The sequence below is a fragment of the Symbiobacterium sp. genome (assembly GCF_040797425.1).
Taxonomy (GTDB): Bacteria; Bacillota; Sulfobacillia; order Symbiobacteriales; family Symbiobacteriaceae; genus Symbiobacterium.
Genome location: NZ_JBFNEH010000050.1, coordinates 1 through 23712, shown reverse-complemented (window position 1 = coordinate 23712; position 23712 = coordinate 1). Strand labels below are relative to the sequence as shown.

Annotated in this window: 23 protein-coding genes and 3 tRNA genes; 25 read left to right on the top strand and 1 reads right to left on the bottom strand. The window is 67.3% G+C overall.

Annotated features, from left to right (window positions below):
• The first annotated feature begins 62 nt into the window (after positions 1 to 62).
• From AB2385_RS14020 to ispE, 8 genes are all read left to right on the top strand, one after another.
• Positions 63 to 137: transfer RNA gene (locus tag AB2385_RS14020), tRNA-Val, on the top strand.
• Positions 138 to 145: 8 nt separating this feature from the next.
• Positions 146 to 221, top strand: a tRNA-Glu gene (locus AB2385_RS14015).
• A 127-nt stretch (positions 222 to 348) separates the two neighbouring features.
• A tRNA-Arg gene (locus AB2385_RS14010) sits at positions 349 to 424 on the top strand.
• A 159-nt stretch (positions 425 to 583) separates the two neighbouring features.
• Entirely contained in the window at positions 584 to 1477 is an 894-nt protein-coding gene (locus AB2385_RS14005) for a G5 domain-containing protein (RefSeq protein ID WP_367655632.1), read from the top strand.
• Between the two features lie 64 nt (positions 1478 to 1541).
• Positions 1542 to 2405, top strand: a complete 864-nt coding sequence (rsmA, locus tag AB2385_RS14000; RefSeq protein ID WP_367655631.1) for a 16S rRNA (adenine(1518)-N(6)/adenine(1519)-N(6))-dimethyltransferase RsmA — start codon at positions 1542 to 1544, stop codon at positions 2403 to 2405.
• A gap of 59 nt (positions 2406 to 2464) precedes the next feature.
• Positions 2465 to 2944 (top strand): ribonuclease H-like YkuK family protein, encoded by a 480-nt coding sequence (locus AB2385_RS13995; RefSeq protein ID WP_367655630.1) that lies wholly within the window; start codon positions 2465 to 2467, stop codon positions 2942 to 2944.
• Positions 2945 to 3175: 231 nt separating this feature from the next.
• A complete protein-coding gene (locus tag AB2385_RS13990; RefSeq protein WP_367655629.1) occupies positions 3176 to 3439 on the top strand; it encodes a Veg family protein in 264 nt (87 codons plus the stop codon).
• A gap of 85 nt (positions 3440 to 3524) precedes the next feature.
• Positions 3525 to 4433: a 4-(cytidine 5'-diphospho)-2-C-methyl-D-erythritol kinase gene (gene ispE / locus AB2385_RS13985; RefSeq protein WP_367655628.1), complete on the top strand. Its 909-nt coding sequence runs from the start codon at positions 3525 to 3527 to the stop codon at positions 4431 to 4433.
• Here ispE and AB2385_RS13980 read toward each other — a convergent pair.
• Positions 4402 to 5721 (bottom strand): D-alanyl-D-alanine carboxypeptidase family protein, encoded by a 1320-nt coding sequence (locus AB2385_RS13980; protein ID WP_367655627.1) that lies wholly within the window; start codon positions 5719 to 5721, stop codon positions 4402 to 4404. The two genes, ispE and AB2385_RS13980, sit on opposite strands and share 32 nt — an antisense overlap.
• Positions 5722 to 5882: 161 nt before the next feature.
• On the opposite strand from AB2385_RS13980, the gene AB2385_RS13975 reads away from it, so the two are divergent.
• The 17 genes from AB2385_RS13975 (at position 5883) to AB2385_RS13895 (ending at position 23560) form a co-directional block, all read left to right on the top strand.
• Complete coding sequence (locus AB2385_RS13975; RefSeq protein ID WP_367655626.1) at positions 5883 to 6638, top strand: NTP transferase domain-containing protein; 756 nt, start codon at positions 5883 to 5885, stop codon at positions 6636 to 6638.
• Between the two features lie 42 nt (positions 6639 to 6680).
• Complete coding sequence (gene purR / locus AB2385_RS13970; RefSeq protein WP_367655633.1) at positions 6681 to 7496, top strand: pur operon repressor; 816 nt, start codon at positions 6681 to 6683, stop codon at positions 7494 to 7496.
• Between the two features lie 7 nt (positions 7497 to 7503).
• Positions 7504 to 8730 (top strand): threonine ammonia-lyase, encoded by a 1227-nt coding sequence (gene ilvA, locus AB2385_RS13965; RefSeq protein ID WP_367655625.1) that lies wholly within the window; start codon positions 7504 to 7506, stop codon positions 8728 to 8730.
• Positions 8731 to 8763: 33 nt separating this feature from the next.
• Positions 8764 to 9000, top strand: coding sequence for a hypothetical protein (locus AB2385_RS13960; RefSeq protein WP_367655624.1), 237 nt, complete (start codon positions 8764 to 8766; stop codon positions 8998 to 9000).
• Positions 9001 to 9168: 168 nt separating this feature from the next.
• Positions 9169 to 9612, top strand: coding sequence for a SpoVG family protein (locus AB2385_RS13955; protein ID WP_367655623.1), 444 nt, complete (start codon positions 9169 to 9171; stop codon positions 9610 to 9612).
• 114 nt (positions 9613 to 9726) lie between these two features.
• On the top strand, positions 9727 to 11142 hold the full coding sequence (glmU, locus tag AB2385_RS13950) for a bifunctional UDP-N-acetylglucosamine diphosphorylase/glucosamine-1-phosphate N-acetyltransferase GlmU (RefSeq protein ID WP_367655622.1): 1416 nt from the start codon (positions 9727 to 9729) through the stop codon (positions 11140 to 11142).
• Between the two features lie 2 nt (positions 11143 to 11144).
• On the top strand, positions 11145 to 12110 hold the full coding sequence (locus AB2385_RS13945; RefSeq protein WP_367655621.1) for a ribose-phosphate diphosphokinase: 966 nt from the start codon (positions 11145 to 11147) through the stop codon (positions 12108 to 12110).
• A gap of 127 nt (positions 12111 to 12237) precedes the next feature.
• Positions 12238 to 12819: an aminoacyl-tRNA hydrolase gene (gene pth, locus AB2385_RS13940; RefSeq protein WP_367655620.1), complete on the top strand. Its 582-nt coding sequence runs from the start codon at positions 12238 to 12240 to the stop codon at positions 12817 to 12819.
• 7 nt (positions 12820 to 12826) lie between these two features.
• Entirely contained in the window at positions 12827 to 13249 is a 423-nt protein-coding gene (locus tag AB2385_RS13935) for a nucleoside recognition domain-containing protein (protein ID WP_367655619.1), read from the top strand.
• A 10-nt stretch (positions 13250 to 13259) separates the two neighbouring features.
• Positions 13260 to 13751 (top strand): nucleoside recognition domain-containing protein, encoded by a 492-nt coding sequence (locus tag AB2385_RS13930; RefSeq protein ID WP_367655618.1) that lies wholly within the window; start codon positions 13260 to 13262, stop codon positions 13749 to 13751.
• 165 nt (positions 13752 to 13916) lie between these two features.
• On the top strand, positions 13917 to 17552 hold the full coding sequence (gene mfd / locus AB2385_RS13925) for a transcription-repair coupling factor (RefSeq protein ID WP_367655617.1): 3636 nt from the start codon (positions 13917 to 13919) through the stop codon (positions 17550 to 17552).
• Positions 17553 to 17700: 148 nt separating this feature from the next.
• A complete protein-coding gene (gene spoVT / locus AB2385_RS13920) occupies positions 17701 to 18261 on the top strand; it encodes a stage V sporulation protein T (RefSeq protein WP_367655616.1) in 561 nt (186 codons plus the stop codon).
• A 158-nt stretch (positions 18262 to 18419) separates the two neighbouring features.
• Positions 18420 to 20051, top strand: a complete 1632-nt coding sequence (locus AB2385_RS13915) for a polysaccharide biosynthesis C-terminal domain-containing protein (protein WP_367655615.1) — start codon at positions 18420 to 18422, stop codon at positions 20049 to 20051.
• A 68-nt stretch (positions 20052 to 20119) separates the two neighbouring features.
• Positions 20120 to 21730: a polysaccharide biosynthesis C-terminal domain-containing protein gene (locus tag AB2385_RS13910; protein WP_367655614.1), complete on the top strand. Its 1611-nt coding sequence runs from the start codon at positions 20120 to 20122 to the stop codon at positions 21728 to 21730.
• A gap of 12 nt (positions 21731 to 21742) precedes the next feature.
• Positions 21743 to 22834, top strand: coding sequence for a nucleoside triphosphate pyrophosphohydrolase (gene mazG / locus AB2385_RS13905; RefSeq protein WP_367655613.1), 1092 nt, complete (start codon positions 21743 to 21745; stop codon positions 22832 to 22834).
• A 99-nt stretch (positions 22835 to 22933) separates the two neighbouring features.
• On the top strand, positions 22934 to 23203 hold the full coding sequence (locus AB2385_RS13900; RefSeq protein WP_367655612.1) for an HU family DNA-binding protein: 270 nt from the start codon (positions 22934 to 22936) through the stop codon (positions 23201 to 23203).
• Positions 23204 to 23266: 63 nt separating this feature from the next.
• Positions 23267 to 23560, top strand: a complete 294-nt coding sequence (locus AB2385_RS13895; RefSeq protein WP_367655611.1) for an RNA-binding S4 domain-containing protein — start codon at positions 23267 to 23269, stop codon at positions 23558 to 23560.
• The last annotated feature ends 152 nt before the right edge of the window (positions 23561 to 23712 follow it).

Genomic DNA, 23712 nt, shown 5'->3' with positions numbered 1-23712 from the left:
GCCCTCCAGGGCCGAAGGTACTCCGTAAGGGGGAGAATAGGTCGCTGCCCAAACTCCTTTGTGGGCGGTTAGCTCAGCGGGAGAGCACTTGCTTCACACGCAAGGGGTCACTGGTTCGATCCCAGTACCGCCCACCACTTTCTTCGGCCCCATCGTCTAGAGGCCTAGGACACCGCTCTTTCAAGGCGGCGACACGGGTTCGAATCCCGTTGGGGCCACCAGGGCGCCTGCCGAGAGGCACGCTCACCACCACGCCTCGCCACCGGTCGTGCAGCGCCTGCTACCCGGTGGCGATTCCACACCCGGCGGTTCTCTCACGACCCATTTCCCACGGCTCACAACGCAAACGTGCCTATAGCTCAGTGGATAGAGCGCTTGCCTCCGGAGCAAGAGGCCCCAGGTTCGAATCCTGGTAGGCACGCCAACACCAGCCCGGTGATCAGATGATCACCGGGCTATCTCGAGTTTGCGCCGAGTCTCGCCCACAGAAGTTGGCAACTCTGGCTGGCAGGCATGTGCGGCCCTGAGGGCGAAATCCCCCAGGGATGAATCCCGCGCAGACACGCACGAAGGGAGGCCGAGGATGCACCTGACAGTGATCCGGCGGCGCCTGCTGGCAGGTGGCGCGGCTGTGGCGCTTCTGGCGTGGACTCTCGGATTCCTGGGGCGGCAGGAGCCGCCGGTCGCCGCGGCCCACGATCCGGAGCCGGTGGCCTCCATGGCGGCTGCCGCCGAACCGGAGGAGCGACTCGTGCCCGTCACGATTATCGATGGCGGCCATCGCATCACGGTGACGACCGGTGCAAGGACTGTTGCAGACTTGCTGCAGGAGCGGTCCCTTGCGCTGGGAGAGCTGGACTCGCTCTCCGTTCCGGGCAGCACGCTCGTCACGCCCGGGATGGAGATTCAGATCACCCGTCGGGTGGAGCAACTGGAGTCGACCGTGGAGGAGATTCCGTACGACACGGTGGAGCGGGCGGACAACAGCCTTGTTGTCGGCACTACGGAGCTGCTGCAGGATGGGCGGCCAGGACTCAAGCGGGTGGAGCGCCGGGTGTTGTATGAGGACGGACAGGTCGTCTCCAGCGAAGTGGTCGGAGAGACCGTGCTGGAGGAGCCGACGCCGGCCATCCTGGCCTACGGCACGCTCGGGGTCGTCTCCCGCGGCGGCCAGGAGTACCGGTATACCGAGGAGCTGGAAATGATCGCCACGGCCTACACGCCGGGGCCGGAGAGTAATCCGGACGGAAGTGGGTTAACCTACACCGGGATTCCAGCGCGCCGAGGGGTTGTGGCAGTCGACCCCAGCGTGATCCCGCTCTACACCCGCGTCTACGTGGAAGGATATGGCCCGGCAGTTGCTGCGGATACGGGGGGTGCCATCCGGGGCAACCGCATCGACGTCTGCTTTGACACGCTGGAGGAGGCACTCGCCTGGGGCGTGCGTCGCGTCAGGGTCTACGTGCTGGCAGACTGAGCCTGGGCCAGGGGCCGCCTCCGGACCCCTGGCCCTTCACAGTTGAGGCAAGGAGACGGTTGAGATGGACTTGGCGAGCCCCGCAGTCCTGAAGGCCATCATGGCCCGCTACGGACTGCGTCCGCAGCACCGGCTGGGGCAGAACTTCCTGGTTGACGGGCGGGTGCTCGACGCGATCATCGCCGCCGCAGGCCTGGATTCGGGTGACCTCGTGCTGGAAATCGGGCCCGGGCTGGGCACGCTGACCCGGCGGCTGGCAGCCAGTGCGGGGCGGGTGCTTTGCATCGAGCTCGACCGGGCGCTCGTCACGGCGCTGCAGGAGACCGTACTGGCGGAGTTCGGGAATGTTGAGATCATCCACGGGGACGCCAACCGGGTTGATCTACATAAACTGCTGACAGAGCGGCTCTCGCCCGGTCGCAAGGCCAAGGTGGTGGCCAATCTGCCGTACTACATCACCACTCCCCTGGTGATGCGCCTGCTGGAAGAGCGACTGCCGCTGCAGCGCCTGGTGGTGATGGTGCAGCGCGAGGTGGCCGATCGGATGGTCTCGCCGCCCGGCTCCAAGGCGTACGGTGCCCTCAGCGTGGCGGTACAGTACTACACGGAGGCGTCCATCGTGAAGCGGGTGAGCCGCGCCGCCTTTCTTCCCCAGCCCGACGTGGATTCCGCCGTCGTTCGGATGGAGGTGCGGCCGGAACCGCCGGTCGACGCGTCCCCGGAGGAGTTCTTCCGGGTGGTGAAGGCCGCATTTGGGCAGCGGCGCAAGAGCCTGGCAAACGCGCTCACCGCCCTGGGCGTGACGAAGGATGCCGTGCAGGAGGCCCTGCAGGCGGCGGGCATCGACGGGAATCGACGGGGCGAGAGCCTCTCATTGGAGGAATTTGCCGCCCTGACACGAAACCTGTTCCCAGTTGCGCGTGCATGAGCCTGGCCAACGGGTACCGTTGTCGGTCGTCAGAGCTGCATCGTTTGGGGGGAGCACACTTGGATGATGGCAGATTCCACAGCCCGACGAAGGGACCGCTGACCTTCGACCAGATGGTCGAGGACTTGTTGGCGTTCATGGCTGACGACCCGGGCGGCTCGTATCGTCTGATCGTCGGCACTGACTCGCAGACCCGGACGGACCTGTGCTTTGTCACCGCGATCATCGTGCACCGGCGGGGCAAGGGTGCGCGCTTCTACTACCGGAAGCGCCGCCATCACCGCATGCGCAGCCTCCGCCAGCGCATCTTCTACGAGGCGGCCCTGTCGCTCTCCACGGCCGAACGGCTGGCGCAGCGCCTGGCCGCCAGCGGGGCGTCCGGGCTGAACGTGGAAATTCACCTCGACATCGGCGAGCGCGGGGAGACCCGCGAGTTGATTCGCGACGTGGTGGGCATGATCGCAGGCAGTGGCTTCCACGCGGAGATCAAGCCCAACTCCTACGGCGCGTCGAAGGTCGCGGATCGCTACACCAAGTAGAGCGGCTCTCAGCAGAGTGGTCCCCCAGTCGACTGGTTCCCGGGCCCATGGCACACGTTCGAACCCCTGGAGATGGCACGCAGATCATTCACCAGAAGTACTTGACAAGGCCACACCGGAGAAAGTACAATATCCAGTTTCCTTGACCCCGCTCCCGGGTTCTGCTATAATCGTCTTGTGAAGCTTTTCGCCAGCGGAGTTCGCGGCTGAGCGGGGAAGGTGTGGTGGCAATTGGCTTCCAAGAGTGTTTTGGTCGACATCAAGCGGGACCTTGAGGCTTACGTCGGCGAGCGGATTCGACTGAAGGCCAACAAGGGTCGCAAGAAGGTTGTCGAGCGCGAAGGGGTATTGGAAGGTACATACCCTAACATCTTCACCGTCCGGATCTCTGAGGCAGACGGCGTGCGGCGGGTGAGCTACAGCTACGCTGACCTGCTGACGGAAGCCGTGGAGTTGGTGGTGTGCTCCGCGTGCGGCAAGGACACCAAGTTTTAGGCGCAGTCCCGCTAACGCGGTGCGCTGAAGAAGAGCCAGGGGGTGATCCCTGGCTCTTTGTTTGAATTTGCGGGGGGAAGTGGCGATGCCCATCGGCGCAGAACAGCGGCTGGAACTGGAGTGCCCGGCCAAGGTGAATCTCACGCTGGACGTTCTGGAGCGGCGTCCCGAGGACGGCTACCACTACATCCGCTCCGTCATGGTTCCGATTTCCCTGTGCGACCGCCTCATCCTGGAGCCGGCGCCGGAGGGCATCACCCTCGAGTGCACCCCCGCCGTCACCGGGCGGGTGGAAGAGAACCTGGCGTACCGGGCGGCCGTGCTGCTTCGCGAGGCCACCGGCTACCCGGGGGGCGTAAGGATCCGCCTGGAGAAGGCAATCCCGGTGGCAGGGGGCCTGGCCGGCGGGTCCACCGACGCCGCGGGGGTCTTGCTGGGGCTCAACCGCCTCTGGGGCACGAGGCTCACCCGGGAGGAGCTGATCCGCCTCGCCGTCCGGTTGGGTTCTGACGTTCCCTTCTTCATCGTCGGGCGGCCGGCCCGGGTGGAGGGGGTTGGGGAGCGCGTGACGCCGGTTCCGGCGGCCCGGCCGCTCTGGCTGGTGGTGACCACGCCGCCCGTGGCGAAGTCGACAGGCAAGGTGTACGAGCTCTTCGACCAGTTGCCGTCGGTCCCGTTCCGTCCAGATGCCGCGGCTGTGGAGGCGGCGCTGGCCGAGGGTGACCCGGTGGGCGTCGCCCGGGGGCTGTGCAACGTGTTTGAGGCCGTGATGCTGCCGCGCCACCCGGAGATCGCCCGCCTCAAGGAGGCACTGCTGGCGGAGGGCGCACTCGGGGCCGTGATGTCCGGAGCGGGCCCCACGGTGTTCGGGCTGGTGCCCGACGAGGTGGCCGGGGCCGCCCTGCTCGACCGGATCCGCCCCCTGGCCCGGGGAGCCTGGTTGACCCGTTGCGCCGCAGCGCCTAGCGCGGCATGCGGGGCCGATAGCTGCTGATCACGCCGCGCGTCCAGGACGCGCGCCGGAACCGCGGGGAGGCGGCCCGGCGATGCCGGCGCCGCAGGGCCCGGGCGATGGTCCGGAGCAGGAGGACCGCCAGGGCCAGCCCGGCTGCGCACCAGGCCAGGATCCGCAGGACCTTGAGGGAAAGGACCCCGGGACCCGGCGAGGCTGCTGCCGCCTGGACCGGGCTGCTCACCCCCACCGTCTCTGCCGCAACGAGCGGCACCGTACCCAGCGCCACGTCGCCGTCCCGCACCTCCAGGGTACCGACCTGCTGCCCGGCGGTCACGGGCGCCTCAACCTCCGCAGGGAGGTGGGGCACCAGCGTGACGCCGGGCTCGTCCGCGTCCAGCGGCGCGGAGACGGAGAAGGAGCCCGAGGCCATCACTGGGACGCTGGGGGCCTCGCCCTGGGTCACGGGCACCTCGCCCCAGGCGGAGCCCTCTGTGACGGCGTCGACCACGTGGAACGCCGAGAAGCCGAACTCGAACAGCTGGCGCATGTCCTCCAGCTCGGTCGCCTTGTTCTCGTAGCCCATGGTGACGCCGATCAGGGCCTGCTCACCCCTCTCGGCCAGGGCGGCCAGAGTGAAGCCGGCCTCTTCGGTGAAGCCTGTCTTACCAGCCTTGAAATCGGGGTAGAGCTGGAAGAAGTCGTTCAAGAGGTTGTAGTAGGTGCCGTTCTGCTCCTTGCCTGGCCAGTCGAAGGACTGGGTGGCCGCAATCCGCACGATGATCGGATTGGACAGTGCGGCCCGGGCGATGCGGGCCAGGTCCTCTGCGGTGGTATAATGATTGGGATCGTGCAGGCCGTGCGGGTTGACGAAGTGGCTGTGGGTAGCCCCGAGCTCCCGGGCCGTCTCGTTCATCCAGGAGACAAACTGCTGGGTGTCGCCCCCCGCCACCCCTTCGGCGATGGCGTCGGCGCAGTCGTTGCCCGAGCGGAGCAGGAGGCCGTATAACAGGTACTCGAGGGGCTCTTCGTCACCCTCGCTGATCGAGCAGGTGGCGGAGTCGGGCCCCTTGTCCACTGCAGAGCGGCTGACCCGGATGATCTGGTCCAGTTTGCCGCGCTCCACGGCCACCAGGGCGGTGAGCAGCTTCGTGGTGGAAGCCGGGTAGAGGCGCTTGGAGCCGTTCTGGTCGTATAACACCTGGCCGGTGTGAGCGTCCATCAGAAGAATGGCCTCGCCCCGCAGCGCGGGCGGCTCCGCGGCGAAGGCCGGTGACGGCGTCAGAATGAGGAGTCCCGTGATACCGCAAAATAACAAACGGCGCAACAACTGTACGCTACCCCCATGTCAGGCAGGCAAAGCTGATAATGCTATTCGCTGCCCGTTGAAGCCTCACCTCTGACAGGCGAAGATTTGCAGGAGTTCGCGTGGCGGGGCGAGAAGCAGACTGCTTGTTTCGGCTGGATGGAGAATTAGGGGAGAGATCGGACGTGGCCGTCAACGTCGTCGTTCTGGCAGGTGCCGCCAACGGCGGGCCCCTGCGGGAGGTCAGTCCAGCACCGAATGAGGCGCTCGTTGAGATCAACGGCAAGCCCATGATCCAGTATGTCATCGACGGCCTGGAGCAGGCCAAGTCCGTGGGGCGCATTGTGATCGTGGCGCCTCCGGGAGAGGTGGAGCCCCACGTCCACGGCCGGAACCTGGAGTTCGTACCCAGCCGTGGTCACATCGTCGACAACATCCTGGAGGCCCTGAAGGTGCTGCCGGACGACGAGGAGTTCCTCGTGGTCAGCAGCGACATTCCCCTCGTGACGGGCCAGATCATCGACGACCTGATCGCGCTGTGCCGGCAGCGGCCCGCTGATCTTTACTATCCGATCGTGGAGCGGCAGGTGGCGGAAGCGCGCTTCCCCACCGCGCAGCGGACCTACGTCACCCTGCGGGACGGCGCGTTCACCGGGGGCAACATCTTCCTGGTAAACCCCGCCATCGTGGGGCGCGTGGAGCAGAAGATCCGCGCCTTCCTGGACTACCGCAAGAGCCCCATGAAGATGGTAAGCCTGCTGGGCGTGGGGTTCACTCTGCGCTACCTGCTGCTGAAGAACCTGACCCTGCAGGAGCTGGAGGAGAAGGTCTCGCGCATGCTGGACATCCGGGGAGCCGTGGTGGTGGCCCCCTGGCCCGAGGTGGGCATGGACGTGGACAAGCCCAGCGACCTCGAACTGATGCGCGCGATCCTGAAGTAACGGTGCGCGCAGGGCAGACGGGGGGCGGTGCAAATCGATCGCATGAACCGGAGTCAGCGGTTGGTGGCCATCATGAGGCTGCTCTCGGAGCGGCCTGGGGAGTTGTTGCCGCTCAGCTTCTTTACGGAACGGTTCGGCACCGCCAAGTCCACCATTTCGGAGGATCTGGCGCTGGTGAAAGAGGCGCTGGAGGCGGACGGGTCGGGCCGCCTCCGCACCCACCCCGGCGCGGCGGGCGGGGTGCAGTACTGGCCGCTGCCCTCCGCGGCCGAAGAGCAGGAGACCATTCAGGAACTCTGCCGCCTGCTCAGTGACCCGGGGCGGATTCTGCCCGGGGGCTTCGTCTACATGACCGACCTGCTCACCCACCCCATCTGGAGTGCCCGTATCGGCGCAATCCTGGCCGCGCGGTTCATCGACGCCGAGCCCGACGTGGTGTTGACCGTGGAGACCAAGGGGATCCCCCTGGCGCTCATGGTCGCCCGGGCCCTGGGGCTGCCCATGGTGATGGCCCGGCGCGAGGGCCGGGTGACGGAGGGCCCGTCGGTCACGCTGCACTACATCTCGGGCTCCTCCCGTCGCATCCACACCATGACCGTAGGGCTGCGGGCCCTCCGGCGCGGTTCCCGGGTGCTGGTGGTGGACGACTTCATGAAAGCCGGCACGACGGCCAAGGCTATGGTCGACGTGGCCGGCGAAATGGGCGCCACCGTGGTGGGGGTGGGCATCTTTGTCACCACCGCGCTCCCGGAGCGGAAGCAGGTGGAGCACTACACTTCCCTGCTTACCCTGCAGGACGTCGACGAGGAGCAACGGGTGGTGCGCGTGGTTCCGGCCCAGCGACCAACGAAGGAGTGACCCGTGCGTGGTAACACTGTCAGACATCGAAAATGCCCGGACTCTGCTCGCAGATCATATTAAGAAGACGCCGCTGCTCAAGAGCCCCGACATCGCTGCACACCCTGGGTTGGATGTCTACCTCAAGGCGGAAAACCTCCAGCGCGCCGGCTCGTTCAAGGTTCGGGGCGCGCTGAACAAGATCTACTCCCTTACCGAGGAGGAGCGGGCCCGCGGGGTGATCGCTGCCTCGGCGGGCAACCACGCGCAGGGCGTGGCCCTGGCGGCAGGCAGCCTCGGCATCCGCGCCGTCATCTGCATGCCGGAGGGGGCTCCCATCTCCAAGGTGGAGGCGACCCAGTCGTACGGCGCCGAGGTCGTGCTCCACGGCTCCACTTACGACGACGCTTACGAGAAGGCCCGCGAGCTGCAGGCCGCCCACGGCTACACGTTGATCCACGGCTTCGACGACCCGTACACCATCGCGGGTCAGGGGACCATCGGGTTGGAGATCCTGGAGCAGCTCCCCGAAGTGGCGACGGTGCTGGTGCCCATCGGCGGCGGCGGGCTGATCGCCGGCATCGCGCTGGCCCTGAAGTCGCTGCGGCCGGATGTGCGGGTCGTCGGCGTGCAGGCGGCGGGCGCCCCGGCCGTCTTCCTCAGCCGCCAGCACGGCGAGCTGATGGCCACCCAGTCGGTGCACACCATCGCCGACGGCATTGCCGTCAAACAGCCGGGCCGGCTGTGCTGGGAGATCATCCGCCAGTGCGTCGACGACGTGGTGCTCGTGGACGAGGAGGAGATCGCACAGTCGATCCTGTACCTTCTGGAGCGGGCGAAGTTGATGGTGGAAGGTGCCGGCGCCGTGGGGATGGCCGCCCTCCTGGGCGACAAGGTGCCGGACCTCCGCGGGCCGGTCTGCGCCGTGCTGTCCGGCGGCAACATCGACGTCAACATCATCTCGCGCATCATCGAGCGGGGGCTGGTGAAAGCCGGCCGGTACATCCGGATCTCCACTTTCGTCCCGGATCGCCCGGGCGGGCTGCAGGAGCTGCTCGCCACCGTGGCCCGGGCGGGGGCAAACGTAATCAGCGTCCACCACGAGCGCTGGCTGAACAGCGTGACCATCGGCGAGGTGGAGATCGACCTTGCCCTCGAAACCCGCAACGCACGGCATGTCGACGAGATCCTGAGTACCCTGAAGGCGAAGGGATACCAGGTCTCGATCATCCCGCCATTTCGTCCAAACGCGTAGAAGCCACATGCACAGCAGGGGGGAGTGAGGGGGATGACGATCCTGCATCGTCCGGCGGAGTGGTACCGGAACGTGCTGGTGGGGAGCGCGGCGCTGTCGGTGGCCGTGGTGCCGATCGTGGCGCTCTTGCTGCACGGCCACCTGCCGCTCTGGCTGCACATCCCGCTGGTGGGGTGCGCTCTGACGCTGATGGCGCTGAGCGCGCTGGCGGCGGGCGCGGCCGCGGCCGAGTTCCGGGGCCGCAGCGCCCAGACGCCGAAGGCGGAGTAGCACACAAGACCGCGCGCCGGCGCCGGGGGTTACCCTGGCGCCGGCCTGCGCGTCAGCCCTCGAACACTCTGCGAACATTTGCACGGTTTTTTCGGCGCGTCTGGCAGGAAAGAGTTGGAATCGCAGAGAAGTACTTCCACGCCACAACGCGTAAGGAGGTACGAAACCATGCGGATCACCAATGTGCGCATCCACCAGTTTGAGGGCGAGGGCAAGGTGAAGGCGTTCTGCACGGTGGTGTTTGACGGCGTGCTCACGGTGACCGACCTGAAGGTCGTGGCCGGTTCCAAGGGCCTCTTCGTCTCGATGCCCAGCCGCAGGAACAAGGACGGCCAGTACAAGGACATCGTCTACCCGTGCACGGCGGAGATGCGCCAGGCCATCCAGGAGGCGGTGCTGGGCGCCTATCGGGCGCTCGTGCGCTCCGACGCAGAGGAAATCTCGGTGTCGGCTCCAGTTGCCGTCCCGGAGGTGGAGTCCGGGCTGGAGGGCGAGCCGGCGCTCGAACTGGATTCGGGGCTGGACGGGATGACCGGGATGGAGGCGGAGCCCGAGCTGGATGCGGAGCTGGAGCTGGCGACGGCGGGAGGCGCGTATCTGCAGCATGGATAGCGTCCCGGACAGGGGGTACAGGCCCGGCGCACTGGGGGTGCCGGGTCTTTTTCCCTTGTATCGGTTAGCTGCTGTGGTATAATGGCTCCGGATTAAGACGGGGGGAGGAGTCCCATGTCGGACGTCACCGCCGTACTGCTTGCAGCCGGCCAGGGAACACGCATGAAGTCCGATCTGGTCAAGGTGATGCACCCCATCGCCGGCAAACCGATGCTCGGCCACGTCGTGGACAACTTACGCCGGGCCGGGCTGGAAGACATCATCGTGGTGGTCGGCCACCAGCAGGAACGGATTCGCGCTTATCTGGGCAACAGCGTTCGGTATGCAGTTCAGGAACAACAACTGGGCACGGGTCACGCCGTGCTGCAGGCTGCGCCGCTGATCGACGAGGCCGCGGGAGAGCACGTGCTGGTCCTGTACGGCGACCAGCCCTTCATCGGGCCGGAGTTGATTCGGCGGCTGATTCGCGCCCACGTCGAGGCCGGTGCCGCCTGTACGTTGCTGACAGCAGAGGTTTCGAACCCGGCCATGCTGGGGCGGATCCTGCGCGACCGGGAGACCGGGGCGTTCGTGGGCAGCGTGGAGTACAAGGATGCGACGCCGGAGCAGCGCCAGATCCGCGAGATCTGGCCGGGCGTGGTCATGTTCCGGCGGGAGGGTTTCACCGGCCTTCTCAGGCGCCTTGATCGCAACAACGCCCAAGGCGAATACTATCTCCCCCAGGCCTGGGAGTTCCTCCTGCGGGCGGGCGAAAAGGTGCAGGCGCTGCCCCTGGCGACGGAGGAGGAGGCCCTGGCGCCCAACGACCGCGTGCAGATGGCCCAGGCCGAGGCTCGCCTCCGCCGCATGATCAACGAGCGGCACATGCTGAACGGGGTTACGATCATCAACCCCGACGCCACGTACATCGACGAAGAGGTCGAGATCGAGCGTGACACCGTCATCTGGCCGTTCACCTTCCTGCGGGGCAAGACCCGCATCGGGCGGAACTGCCAGATCGGCCCCATGTCCACCGTCGTCGACTCGACCATCGACGACGGCTCCACGGTGATGCAGTCGGTGGTGGAGGAGTCTTACGTCGGCCCGAACTGCCGCATCGGCCCGATGGCGCACCTGCGTCCTGGCTGTTATCTGGAGGGCGAGGCGGAGATCGGCAACTACGCCGAGCTCAAAAAGGCCAAGGTCGGCCGCGGCGTCAAGTGCCACCACCACTCCTATCTGGGCGATGCGACCATCGGTGCCCGGGCCAACATCGGCGCCGGCACGATTACCGCCAACTACAACGGCATTGAGAAGTTCCATACCGAAATCGGTGCGGGCGCGTTTATTGGCACCAACGTGAATCTGATCGCGCCGATCACCGTGGGTGAGGGCGCACTGGTGGCCGCGGGTTCCACGGTGGGACCGCGGGCCCAGATCCCGGCGGATGCGCTCGTGGTGGAGCGGGCCCCGGTGGTCGTCAAGGAAGGCCGCGTCGCCAGGATGAAGGAAGCCTGGCGCAAGCGGAAGGAGAATAGGGAGGGCGTTTAGCAGTGGTACCGTACCCGGATCGGAAGCTGAAGATTTTCTCCGGCAATGCCAACCTTCCGCTGGCCAGAGCGATCGTCGAGCACATGGGAATCAGCCTCGGCAATATGAACGTGGGCCGGTTCTCCAACGGCGAGATCCGCGTGGACATCAACGAGTCGGTGCGGGGTACGGACTGTTTCGTGCTCCAGTCCGGCGTCCATCCGGTCAACGAAAACGTGATGGAACTGCTCGTGATCGGCGACGCCCTCCGGCGGGCCAGCGCCCGCCGGATCACCGCGGTAGTGCCTCACTTCCCCTACGCCCGGCAGGACCGCAAGGCCCGGGGGCGTGAACCCATCACCGCAAAGCTGATGGCGAACCTGATCACCGAGGCGGGCTTCAGCCGGCTGCTGACCATCGATTTGCACGCGGCGCAGATTCAGGGCTTCTTCGACATCCCGGTGGACCACCTGCAGGCTGGTCCCCTGATCGCCAACTACTTCAAGCAGAAGGGCCTGAAAAACGCGGTAGTCGTCTCGCCCGACACCGGCGGAGTTCCGCGGGCCCGCGACCTCGCCGAGCGCCTGGGGGTCGGGCTGGCCATCATCGATAAGCGCCGCCCCGAGCCCAACGTGGCGGAGGTGATGAACATCATCGGCTCCGTAGAGGGCAAGGCGGCGATCATGGTGGACGACCTGATCGACACGGCCGGCACCATCGTCAGTGGCGCCGAGGCACTCCTGAAGCGGGGCGCAACCGAGGTCTATGCCGCCTGTACCCACGCGGTGTTCAGCGGCCCGGCGTACGAGCGGCTGGCCAACAGCCCCTTCAAGGAGATCGTGGTGACCGACACGATTCCCGTGGACCACACCAAGCTGGCAGACAAGATCCGGGTGGTTTCCGTGGCGCCGCTGCTGGCCAAGGCGATCATCCGCATTCATGAGGACTTGTCGGTTTCAAAGATCTTCGAAGAGGAACCCCGACTTTGATTCCCCGTCACTGCGAGGCATCCCGGCGTACCGTCGGGGTGCCCTTTCGTTGCGCTCAGCGTGTTCGCAGAATCGCCGGCTGTGGTAAAGTAATGCGTGTCGAACCGCACACGGGGAGAATCAGATCATGCCCAAGCTGATCGCGGGTCTCGGCAATCCCGGCCCCCGCTACGCCAACACCCGGCACAACGTGGGCTGGATGTTACTGGATGCGTTCGCCCGCAAGCACGGGGTGGCGGTGGACCAGCGCGGATTTGAGGGCCTGTACGGCGAACTGCGCTGGGGGCCGGACGCCGAGAAGGTGCTGCTACTTAAACCTTTGACCTACATGAACCTGAGCGGACGGTCCGTGGCCCAGGCGGCCCGGTTTTTCCGGATCGACCCTGCGGACGTGCTGGTGCTTCACGACGACCTGGACCTGGAGGTGGGTCGTCTGCGCCTGCGCGCCAGGGGGAGTTCCGGCGGGCACAACGGCATCAAGTCGATCATCGCGGAGCTGGGCACCGAGGTGTTCCCCCGGCTGAAGATCGGCATCGGCCGGCCGGCGCCCGGCTGGCAGGTGGTCGACTGGGTTCTCGCGCCCTTCGGGCCGGACGACGCGGCCACCGTAGCCGGGGTGCTGCCCAGGGCGGTCGCGGCGGTGGAGTGCTTCCTGACCGATGGCATCGAGGCGGCGATGAACCGCTACAATAGCGTAGGGAGCGAGTGATTTCCGCATGAACTGGGCGGTGTCCGTCAGGCGGGGGGTGCGCACCGGCCTCGAGGTACTCTGGGAGCTGGCGAAGGTCATCGTCCCGGCCACCGTTGTGATTCACGTGCTGGATCGGAGCGGGTGGCTCGGGCACTTGTCGGACTGGCTCAGCCCGCTCATGGGAATCTTCGGCCTTCCGGGCGAGTCGGCACTGGCGCTGGTATCGGCGAACCTGGTCAACTTCTATGCCGGGCTCGGCGTCCTGGTCGCACTGGGCCTCTCCGCCCGGGAGAAGACTATCCTGGCTGCGATGATCATGCTGAGCCACTCCGCCATCCAGGAGACGGCGTTGGTGGCGAAGGCAGGTGCGCGGGCTCGCTGGGTGGTGGCAGCTCGCACGGCGGCGATGTTCGCCGTTGCACTGGTGCTCAACTGGGTCCTACCCTAGGAGGAGCGCCATGGTCTGGCTTACATGGATCTGGGAAGGGCTCGTCGCCGGCGTGCTGGGGGTGGTCAAGCTCTGGTGGCTGCTCCTGCTGTTCGTGGCCATCCAGCTGCTCAAGGATTCCGGGTGGCTGCCCCGCGTCGCCCGCCACGCAGTGCCGGCGCTCCGCCCCTTGCGGCTGCCGGCCGATGCCGCCGTGCCGATGGTGGCGGGGCTGGGGATTGGGCTCACCTACGGTGCGGGCGTCCTGCTGCAGACCGCCCGGGAGGGGCGGCTGAGCCGGAACGAGTTGACCGTGATGTGCGTCTTCCTCGGCGTCTGCCACGCTATTGTGGAGGAGACCGTTCTTTTTACCGCGGTCGGTGCCAGCGGCCTGCTCCTGCTGGCCGTCCGCTTCAGCGCCGCCTGCGTGGCCGGCTGGCTGGCGGCCCGGGCGTGGCTGCCCCGCCTGGCTGATGTGGAACCGGTATCGGAGCCGGCGCCCGGGAGGGCGCAGGCCCGCTGACCGCCAATTGCGCTTTGGCGGGAGCCAGACTTCCGCGGCGCGACTCGGGCTGTAGCCCCCACCCAAGCGGGCTAGAGCCCTTGGTGGCGTTTGCTTCCTGAAGCGGGGAAGCGCGCCCCCACGCTCACCCCCGGGCTCGGGGGCACACTCTGGGGAGGTTCCCGCATGCCTAATGAGACCTTGCTTCAGCTTCTCCAGGCTTCGCCGGAGTTCAGTTCGCTTCATGACGGCCTGAAGCGCGGCCTGGCCGAGCAGATGGTCTACGGCGTGGCCGGGTCGCTGAAGAGCGCGCTCGCAGCGGCACTGCGACGGCAGACCGGCCGTCCGGTCCTGGTCATCGCCGCGACGCTGCAGCAGGCCGTACGCTTCCGTGACGACCTGATGACCTGGCTCCCTGCGGAGGACGTGGTGCTCTTCCCGCCGATGGAGTACCTGCCCTTCGAGGTGGTGGCCCACTCGCCCGAGGTAGTCGGCCAGCGGCTGGCCGTGCTGGAGCGGCTGGCGCGCGGCGAGAACCTGATCGTGGTCGCCCCCGCCGCCGCCCTGTACCGCAGCCTCACGCCGCGTGCGGTCTTCCAGAGCGCCCTGCTCACCCTGGCTCCCGGCCTGCGCATCGAGCGGGATGAGCTGGTGGCGCGGCTGGCCCGGCAAGGGTACGAGCGGGTCGACATGGTGGAGTCCAAGGGGCACATGGCGGTGCGGGGCGAGATCGTCGACCTCTTCCCGCTGGCGGGAGACTACCCGCTCAGGATCGCGTTCTGGGGCGACGAGATCGACGAGATCCGGCGCTTCGACCCGGCCACCCAGCGGACCGTGGAGCGGCTGGAGACCGCCGCGGTGGGGCCGGCGCGCGAGTTCATCCTGCCCGAGACAGGAATCGACCAGGCGATTGCCCGCATTCGCCGTGACCTGGAGCAGACGGTGGCCCGGCTCCGCAAGATGCGGGCCCGGGATGGGCAGGCGGAGGGGCAGGCCCCGCTGCTGCAGCCCGCCGATGCGGCAGAGCGGCTGGAGGAGCGCGTGGAGGGCCATCTGGCCAAGCTGGGACAGCAAATCTACTTTTCGGGGTTGGAGCAGTACGCCACCTTCTTCTACGAGAAGATGGAGACCCTGGTCGATTACTTCCCGGAGCCGCCGCTGGTCTTCGTGGACGAGCCGGCCCGCATCCGCGACGCCAGCGCCAAGCTCGAGGGCCGCGACGCGGACCGGCAGGTGGCGATGATGGAGCGGGGCAACCTGCTCCCGGGCCAGCTGGGCCTCTACCTCGATTACCACGCGCTGTTCCAGCGGTGCCGGCAGGGCAGCACCATCTACTTCAGCGCGCTGGGCCGGGGCATACCGGGCATCCGGCCGGCCAACGAGGTGGGCTTCACGGCCACCGCCATGCAGGAGTTCCACGGGCAGTGGCCTCTCTTCATGGAGGAGCTCACGCGCTGGAAGAAGCAGGGTTATCGGATCGTCGTGCTCGCCGGGACCCAGGAGCGGCAGCAGCGCCTGCGGGAGCTGCTGCTGGAGGCCGACGTGGAGAGCGGCGCCGGCGCCCCCGGCGCCGAGGTGGCCGTGCCGCCGTCCGGGGCCGTCTGGGTGGGCATCGGGTCACTGGAGGGCGGCTTCCAGTGGCCGAGCCAGCGGCTGGTCACGGTGACGGATGCCGAGATTCAGGGCCGCCCGCGCAGGCGGCGCCGCGCCGGGGTGGTGCAAGGCGCGGCGGGGGCCGCCGGGGCCGGCGGGCGGCACGCGGCGCGCATCGCCAGCTACCAGGACCTCCAGGTGGGCGACTACGTGGTGCACGCCACCCACGGCATCGGGCGGTACCTGGGCGTCCGCTCCGAGACCATCCTCGGCGTCACGCGCGACTACCTGGTGATCCAGTACGAGGGGAGCGACCGGCTCAAGATCCCCACCGAGCAGGTTGACCAGATCCAGAAGTATATTGGCGCCGAGGGGCACGAGCCCAAGATCAACCGGCTGGGCGGCGGCGAGTGGGCGAAGGTCAAGACCCGGGTCAAGGAGTCGATCCGGGAGATGGCGGCGGAGCTGCTCCGCCTGGCGGCCATCCGGCAGACCCAGCCCGGCATCGCCTTCCCGCCGGACACGCCCTGGCAGCGGGACTTCGAGGATGCGTTCCCCTACGAGGAGACGCCGGACCAGCTGAAGGCCATCGCCGAGATCAAGGCGGACATGGAGAAGCCCCAGCCGATGGACCGGCTGCTCCTGGGCGACGTGGGCTACGGCAAGACCGAGGTGGCCCTAAGGGCTGCCTTCAAGGCCGTGACGGCCGGCAAGCAGGTGGCTTTCCTGGTGCCCACGACCATCCTCGCCCAGCAGCACTACGCCACGTGCAAGAGCCGCATGGAGGGCTTCCCGATCAACGTGGCCGTGCTGAACCGGTTCAAGAGCCCCAGGGAGCAGGCCGAGATTCTGAAGGGCCTGGCCGACGGGCGCATCGACCTGGTGATCGGCACCCATCGCCTGCTCTCCGACGACGTGAAGTTCAAGGACCTGGGGCTGCTCATCGTGGACGAAGAGCAGCGCTTCGGCGTGGCGCACAAGGAGAAGATCAAGCAGCTCAAGGCGAACGTCGACGTGCTGACGCTGTCCGCCACCCCCATCCCGCGTACCCTGCACATGGCGATGGTCGGCATGCGGGATATGTCGGTGATCACCACCCCGCCGGAGGACCGGTACCCGGTGGAGACGTTTGTGGCCGAGTACGACGACGCCCTGGTGCAGGACGCGATCGGCCGCGAGCTGGCCCGGGGCGGGCAGGTCTTCTACGTGCACAACCGGATCCAGGACCTGGACAAGGTGGCCAGCCGCCTCCACCAGCTGGTTCCCGAGGCGCGCATCGCGGTGGCGCACGGGCAGATGGCGGAGGACCGGCTGGAGCAGATCCTCCTGGATTTCATGGAGGGCGAGTACGACGTCCTGGTGGCTACCACCATTATCGAAAATGGGATCGACATCCCTCAGGTGAACACCATCATCGTGGACGAGGCCGACCACATGGGGCTGAGCCAGCTCTACCAGCTGCGGGGCCGGGTGGGGCGGTCCAACCGGCTGGCCTACGCGTACTTCCTCTACCGGCGGGACAAGGTGCTCACCGAGGCCTCCGAGAAGCGCCTGCGCGCGATCAAGGACTTCACCGAGCTGGGCTCAGGGTTCAAGATCGCCATGCGCGACTTGGAGATCCGCGGCGCAGGCAATATCCTGGGTCCCGAGCAGCACGGGTTCATCGTGAGCGTCGGTTTCGACCTCTACACCCAGCTGCTCGAGGAGGCCGTGCGCGAGCTGAAGGGCGAGCCGGCACCGCCGGTAGAGGTGCAGGCCAACATCGAGCTTCAGGTGGATGCCTTCATCTCCGACCAGTACGTGCCCGACGCCCGGCAGAAGATCGACGCGTACAAGCGCATCATCGCCATCCGTTCGCTGGCCGACGCGGAGGATGTGGCGGACGAGCTGGTGGACCGCTTCGGTTCCCTGCCCGATCCGGTGAAGAACCTCCTCGACATCGCCCGGCTCAAGGTCCACTGCAACCGCCTGGGCATCACCGCCATCACGCAGATGCGGGACCGGGTGACCGTGAAGTTCCAGCCGGCGGAGGCGGCCCGCTTCCCGTTTGACCGGCTGGCCACACTCAACCGCAAGCCCGAGTTCCGCGGGCGCATCGAGATCCCGCGCGGGCTCAAGCGCTCGAGTTTCGTGGTGAACGTGCGCGGGCTGGATCCCCGCTCGCTCCTGCGCACGCTGCTCCTGCTGATGGAGCAGCTGCATGAGTTCACGGTCGCCTCTGTCAGGTAGAAGTGCGCCTGTGCTGCCAGCTTCTGCATAGAATGTCACCGGAACGCCCCGGTGGGGCGGGTTGCCAGAGGGTGCATAGGGGTTGTCAGGGCTGCCGTATACTAACGGCAGTCGAGCCGAAGTCGCTGCCTACAGAGGAGGGTTGTACTTGAAGGCCACAGGCATAGTCAGGCGCATTGACGACCTGGGCCGGGTTGTCATCCCCAAGGAGATCCGTAGAACCCTTCGGATCCGGGAGGGCGATCCCCTGGAGATCTTCGTCGATCGGGATGGCGAGGTCATCCTCAAGAAGTACTCGCCGATCGGGGAACTGGGGGAGTTTGCCAAGGAGTACGCCGACTCTCTCTACGAGGCTGTCGGGCATACTGCACTGATCGCCGACCGGGACACGATCATCGCCGTAGCCGGGGCTCCGAAAAAGGAATTTCTGAACAAGCCCATCGGTTCGCTGGTGGAGCGGTCCATGGAGGATCGCCGTTCGATTACGGTGCTCAAAGCGGGGGAGGCGAAGCAGCGCGGCTCCATCATCGGCGATGACGAGGAGGAGAACCGCTTTCCTGTGTACGTAATCGCCCCGATCGTGGCGGGGGGCGACCCGATCGGCGCCGTGATCATCTGCTCCCGGGAGCCCGATGCCACGATGACGGAGACCGAGGTCAAGCTCGCCGAGACGGCCGCCGGCTTCCTCGCGAAACAGATGGAGCAATAGCGGAGAACCCTCTGCCGTTCAGGAGCAGTCCACTGACTCCTGAACGGTTTTTCTTGAAACAGGGGCGCCCCGCCCTTTACGACGGTCGAAGGGTGGGATACCATGTGAAGGATTGAGCGGTTCTCGCCGGGGATGCCCGGTGCGGTAGGAGGGGCTGTATGCAGGCACGCAGGCGCGAATCGTTCCTTCGCGGCGCGCTCATCCTCACGCTGGCCACGCTGATCAGCCGGCTGCTCGGCCTGCTCTACAAGCCGGTAATCGCCCGCATCTTCGCCCCGTACGACGGTCGGGGAGGAGCGGCGGGACTGGGCCTCACGCAGGTACCAGTGACCGCGTACCAGATCGTCCTTTCGTTCACTTCGGTGGGCCTGAACATCGGCATCGCCAGGCTGGTCGCCGAGCGCATGGCGCTGGGCGACAGCCAGGGCGCCCGCCAGGTGTTCCGCTCCTCGCTCGCCCTGATGGCCGGCCTGGGCCTTGCGGGCGCCCTGGGTTTCTTCTTCGGGGCGCCATGGATCGCCCGGGCGGTCTCGCCTGAGGTGGCCGAGTCTGCGCTGGGCTTCCGCGCGATGGCGCCGGCGCTCTTCATCACGTCGGTGCTGGCCGCGTTCCGCGGGCTGTTTCAGGGGTTCGAGCAGGTGACCGCCAACGCGCTCTCGCAGATCGTCGAGCAGGTGGTGCGCGTGGCGACGGGGTTGGTGCTGACCTGGCTGCTGGTGCGGGTCTCCGTGCCCATGGGCGCCGCAGGGTTCAACCTGGGCGACGTGGCCGGCGCGGCCGCCGCGCTGGTGTACATGCTGGTCCTGTTCGGGCGTGAGCGGCGGGCCCTGTGGCAGGCGGAGCAGGCCGCCGCGGGCTCCGAACCGCTCCCCGCGGTTCAACCGCTGCCGGGCGGCCTGCGCCTGTACGCCCGCATCTTCGCCGTGGCCGGGCCCATCACCATCGTCGGCGCGATCGTGCCGCTCATGATGGCAGCCGACGCGGTCTTCGTGTTCCGGGCCCTGTCGGCGCACGGCGTGGTGGGTGCCGACGCCCAGGAGCAGTACGGGCTGCTCACGAACGCCTTCATGATCGCAAACCTGCCGGCGATCGTCTCCACCGCCGTGTACACGGCGATCCTGCCGGCCGTGACCGCAGCGGTGGCCGCGGGGAAGCCCCGCGAGGCCCTGCGGCGGACCCGCCAGGCCTATCGCCTCACCTTCCTGCTGGGCGTCCCGGCCCAGGCAGGGCTGTGGGCGCTGGCCACGGGAATCTACCGGCTGATCTACGGCGCGCCCAGTGGCGGCCCGGCCACAGCGGCGATGGCCTGGGCGACGCTCCCCATCATGCTGCAGCAGACGACCGCCGGCGTGCTGCAGGGCGTAGGCTGCATCGGGCTGACCGTGGGGAACTTCGCCCTGGGGCTTGCGGTCAAAGTAGTGTTGACGGCACTCTGGACAGGCCCTTACGGCATCGCAGGGGCGGCGTGGGCCACGGCCGTCGGGTTCGCCGTGGCTGCCTTCCTTAATCTGGTCGGTGTGGAGCGGCACCTCGGACATGCTTTCCTGACCCGGACCATGCTCTGGCGGCCGCTGTTCTGCGCCCTGCTGATGGTGGGCAGCCTCCGGTGGCTTGGCCCGCGCGTGCCGGAGGGCAACCTCGGCCTGCTGGCCGAGATTGCCGCCGGGGCGGCGGTGTACGGCGCCGCACTCTTGGTGACGGGAGGCGTCCGCCGGCGCGACGTGGCCGCGCTCCCTCGCATCGGGCCGCGGCTGGCTGTGGTGCTGGGGCGCACCGGGCTCCTGCGGTAGACAGAAGGACAGACGTGGTAACGGATTCGGTCCGCACCCGCGGGGCGGGGGCACAGGGGGGTTCATCGTTGCAGCAGTCCACGGCCGAGGGGTTCATGCGGGGAGCCCTCCTGATTACGGTCGGCTCCCTGATTTCCCGCGCGCTCGGCGTCTTCTACCGCCCGGTCGCCCAGCTCGCCCTGGGGGAGGACGGCCTGGCTCTCGTCACGCCGCCGAACAACGTCTACATGCTGATCCTGGCCATCTCCTCGACGGGGCTCAACGTGGCGATCTCCCGCCTGGTCTCGCAGCGGTTGGCGGTGGGCGACCTGCGGGGGGCCCGGAGGGTGGTGCGGGTCGCCACGATGGTCCTGGCCGTCAGCGGGGCGGCCTTCAGCCTGTTCTTTGCGATTGCCGCCCCGTGGATGGCGCGGATGCAGCAGTTTCCGGAGGCCACCCCCGGCTTCCTGGCGCTATCGCCGGCGATTCTCATGGTGACGCTGGAGGTGGCCCTGCGCGGCCTTTACCAGGGCATGCAGCGGATGCGCCCGGCCGCGGTGACCATGGTCCTCGAGCAGGTGGGGCGCGTCCTGCTCGGCCTCACCGGGGTTTTCCTGCTCACTCCCGTGGCACTCAACCTGGGCGCAGCCGCCTTCAATGCCGGCAATACGGTGGGCGTCTTCATCGGGCTGCTCTATGCCGGCTACATCTACCTGCGGGAGCGGCCCATGGCCGGATGGACGACGGTCACCCCGGGCGTCGAGTCTTGGGAGGACATGCCAAGGGGGCAGCTCCTGCGCCAGATCCTGGGCATCGCGCTGCCCCTCACCTTCCTGGGCGCGGTTGTACCGCTGATGTCGCTGGCCGACAGCGCCCTGATCACGAACCGGCTGTTGGCCGCGGGGTTCGAGGAGGCGGAGGCCAAGCGGGCCCTGAGCTACATCACCAACGCGACGCAGATCCGGGACCTCCCCCTCATCATTGCCCAGGCGCTCTACGTGGCGCTGGTGCCGGCGGTGAGCGAGTCCATGGCCCTGGGACGGGTGGAGCAGGCGCGCCACCGGGCTGCGGCGGCCATGCGGCTCACCTGGCTGATCGGCCTGCCGGCCACCGCCGGGCTGGTGGTCGCCGCCCGGGAGGTCTACGGCGTGCTCTTCACCGGTCCCGGCTACTTCGTGATGGCGCCGCTGGGCTGGTCGACCATCCTCCTGATGCTGCAGCAGACCTCCTCGGGCATTCTGCAGGGGATGGGGCTGATCTGGCTCTCGGTGTGGAACCAGCTGGCCGGCGTGGTAGCCAAGATCGTGCTGACGTACTGGTGGACAGGCCTTCCCGCCTTTGGCGCGACCGGTGCGGCCTGGGCGACCACCGCCGCCTTCCTGCTCTCGGCGGGACTGAACCTGGCGGCGGTGCGCTCGCGGCTCGGGCTGAACCTGGGGGTGCGTCTGAACATCCTGCGGCCCCTGGTGGCCTCGCTGGTGATGTCGGGCGGCCTCGTCCTGGTCAGCCCGCTGGTGCAGAGGGCCATTCCCTGGACCCGGCTCTCCGGGCTGGTCACCATCGCCTTTGGGGTGCTCATCTACGGCGTGGCTATCCTGGTCCTGGGCGGGATCCGGCAGGCCGACCTGGAGCTGGTGCCCGGCATCCCGCCGGCGGCGATTCGCCTGCTGAGGCGGCTGCGGTTACTGCGCGACGAGTAGGAGGGCTCTACCGTGATCGACGAACTGGTGCAGGCGTTTGGAATCGATCTCTCCCGTGGTGTCGCGGTACGGGCGGCGGCGGAGTTGGACGTACTGAGCGGGCGGTGCGACCTGCCGCTCCTCATCTGCGCGGTTCCGCCCGGCGGCCTGGGCCGGCTGCAGTCCGCGCTGCTGGCGCACTACCCGCCTGACCATCCCGTGGGTCTCTACCGGGACGGTGCTGTGGGCCAGGCGCACCTGAGTGGTTTGGCGAGTCACGAGTGGGCAGACTATGAAGTAAGCCTGTTTCTCCCGCCCGCGGAGTCCGGGGAGACCACGCGCTGGCCGCTTGACCCGCTGGTGGAAGTGATGGCGCGGCTGCGGGCGCCCGATGGCTGCCCGTGGGACCGGGAGCAGAGCCACGCCAGCCTGCGCCGGTACATGCTGGAGGAGGCTTACGAGGTGGTGGAGGCCATCGACCAGGGAGACCCCGCCCACCTGTGCGAGGAGCTGGGCGACGTGCTGCTCCAGGTGGTCTTCCACGCGCAGATCGCCCGCGAGGCCGGCCACTTCGACATGCGCGACGTGGTGCAGGGCATCACGGAGAAGCTGATCCGGCGCCACCCGCATGTCTTCGGCGAGGCGGTGGCGAAGACCGCCGCGGACGTCACCCGCAACTGGGAGGCGATCAAGCGGGCGGAGCGCGGGCGTGAGGAGCCGGCGTCTGTTCTGAGTGGGATCTCCAGGGCGCTGCCGGCGCTCAGCCGTGCGCTCGAGATCCAGAAGCGGGCGGCCAAGGTGGGCTTCGACTGGCCCGACGCGGCCGGGCCGGCGGAGAAGGTGCGCGAGGAACTGGGGGAGGTGCTGGCCGCCGGGGCGTCCGAGCAGGAGGAGGAGGTCGGCGACCTGCTGTTTGCGGTAGTGAACCTGGCGCGCAAGCTGAAAATCGACCCTGAGATCGCGCTCAGCGGCACCAACGCCAAGTTCGAGCGGCGCTTCCGCCAGGTGGAGGAGCGGCTGGCCGAAAAGGGGCTGCGGGTGACGGACGTGAGTCTGGCCGAGATGGATTCAGTATGGAATGAGGTTAAGCAGGCGGAATTCCGGAAAAAATACAGGGAAAAATAACACCACTCGTAAAGGAAATGGAAGGAGTTCCGGAAACCCGCGCCGAATACGGCTCACGGGAATCGTACCCAATCTTACCTCGAAGGGGGAGACCGATTCTTGAACAAGCAGGAACTGGTCGCGAGCGTTGCGGAAAAGGCGGGCATGACCAAGAAGGATGCCGAGAAGGCCCTCAATGCTGTCGTGGAGTCGATCAAGGAAGCTCTGAACAAGGGCGACAAGGTTTCGCTGGTTGGCTTTGGCACGTTTGAGGTCCGCAACCGGGCTGCCCGTTCTGGCCGCAACCCGCGCACGGGCGACCCCATCAAGATTCCTGCCGGCAAGGTTCCGGCCTTCCGTCCCGGCAAGGAACTGAAGGAGAGCGTGTAAATCACGAGTTCTGGACCGGGCCCCCCACCAGGGGTCCGGTCTTCGTTATAGGGAGCGGTGTACATGCGGATCGACAAGTTCTTGAAGGTTTCCCGGATCATCAAGCGCCGCACGCTGGCCAAGGAGGTCTGCGACGCCGGCCGGGTGCAGGTGGGCGGCCGGCTGGCGAAGGCGGGAACGGAGGTGAAGCCGGGCGACGTCATTGCCATCGACTTCGGTCGGAGGCAGCTCACGGTGCGCGTGCTGGAGGTGCGGGAGCAGGTGCGGGCCGCCGAGGCCCGGGAACTGTACGAGGTGATCTCCGAGGAGTTCAAGCCGGACAGCCCGCTCCCCTACCTGGAGGATGACCCCGACTAGCTCAAGTTTCGCGTGAATAACCCGGACTTCGTGCAATGGAAACCCATTGAAAAAGCATCAGTCAGAACCAATGATACATGGTGGGAGTTGCCCCTCTTAAACCACCATGTGGAGGTTCGACTGATGCAGTCTCATGGTACGACACCCAACAT

What these genes read in the sequence shown, in the direction of transcription:
- AB2385_RS14005 (WP_367655632.1), top strand. Translation starts at nt 584, where the DNA reads ATGCACCTGACAGTGATCCGGCGGCGCCTGCTGGCAGGTGGCGCGGCT.
- rsmA (WP_367655631.1), top strand. Translation starts at nt 1,542, where the DNA reads ATGGACTTGGCGAGCCCCGCAGTCCTGAAGGCCATCATGGCCCGCTAC.
- ispE (WP_367655628.1), top strand. Translation starts at nt 3,525, where the DNA reads ATGCCCATCGGCGCAGAACAGCGGCTGGAACTGGAGTGCCCGGCCAAG.
- purR (WP_367655633.1), top strand. Translation starts at nt 6,681, where the DNA reads ATGAACCGGAGTCAGCGGTTGGTGGCCATCATGAGGCTGCTCTCGGAG.
- AB2385_RS13960 (WP_367655624.1), top strand. Translation starts at nt 8,764, where the DNA reads ATGACGATCCTGCATCGTCCGGCGGAGTGGTACCGGAACGTGCTGGTG.
- AB2385_RS13955 (WP_367655623.1), top strand. Translation starts at nt 9,169, where the DNA reads ATGCGGATCACCAATGTGCGCATCCACCAGTTTGAGGGCGAGGGCAAG.
- glmU (WP_367655622.1), top strand. Translation starts at nt 9,727, where the DNA reads ATGTCGGACGTCACCGCCGTACTGCTTGCAGCCGGCCAGGGAACACGC.
- pth (WP_367655620.1), top strand. Translation starts at nt 12,238, where the DNA reads ATGCCCAAGCTGATCGCGGGTCTCGGCAATCCCGGCCCCCGCTACGCC.
- AB2385_RS13935 (WP_367655619.1), top strand. Translation starts at nt 12,827, where the DNA reads ATGAACTGGGCGGTGTCCGTCAGGCGGGGGGTGCGCACCGGCCTCGAG.
- AB2385_RS13930 (WP_367655618.1), top strand. Translation starts at nt 13,260, where the DNA reads ATGGTCTGGCTTACATGGATCTGGGAAGGGCTCGTCGCCGGCGTGCTG.
- mfd (WP_367655617.1), top strand. Translation starts at nt 13,917, where the DNA reads ATGCCTAATGAGACCTTGCTTCAGCTTCTCCAGGCTTCGCCGGAGTTC.
- AB2385_RS13915 (WP_367655615.1), top strand. Translation starts at nt 18,420, where the DNA reads ATGCAGGCACGCAGGCGCGAATCGTTCCTTCGCGGCGCGCTCATCCTC.
- AB2385_RS13895 (WP_367655611.1), top strand. Translation starts at nt 23,267, where the DNA reads ATGCGGATCGACAAGTTCTTGAAGGTTTCCCGGATCATCAAGCGCCGC.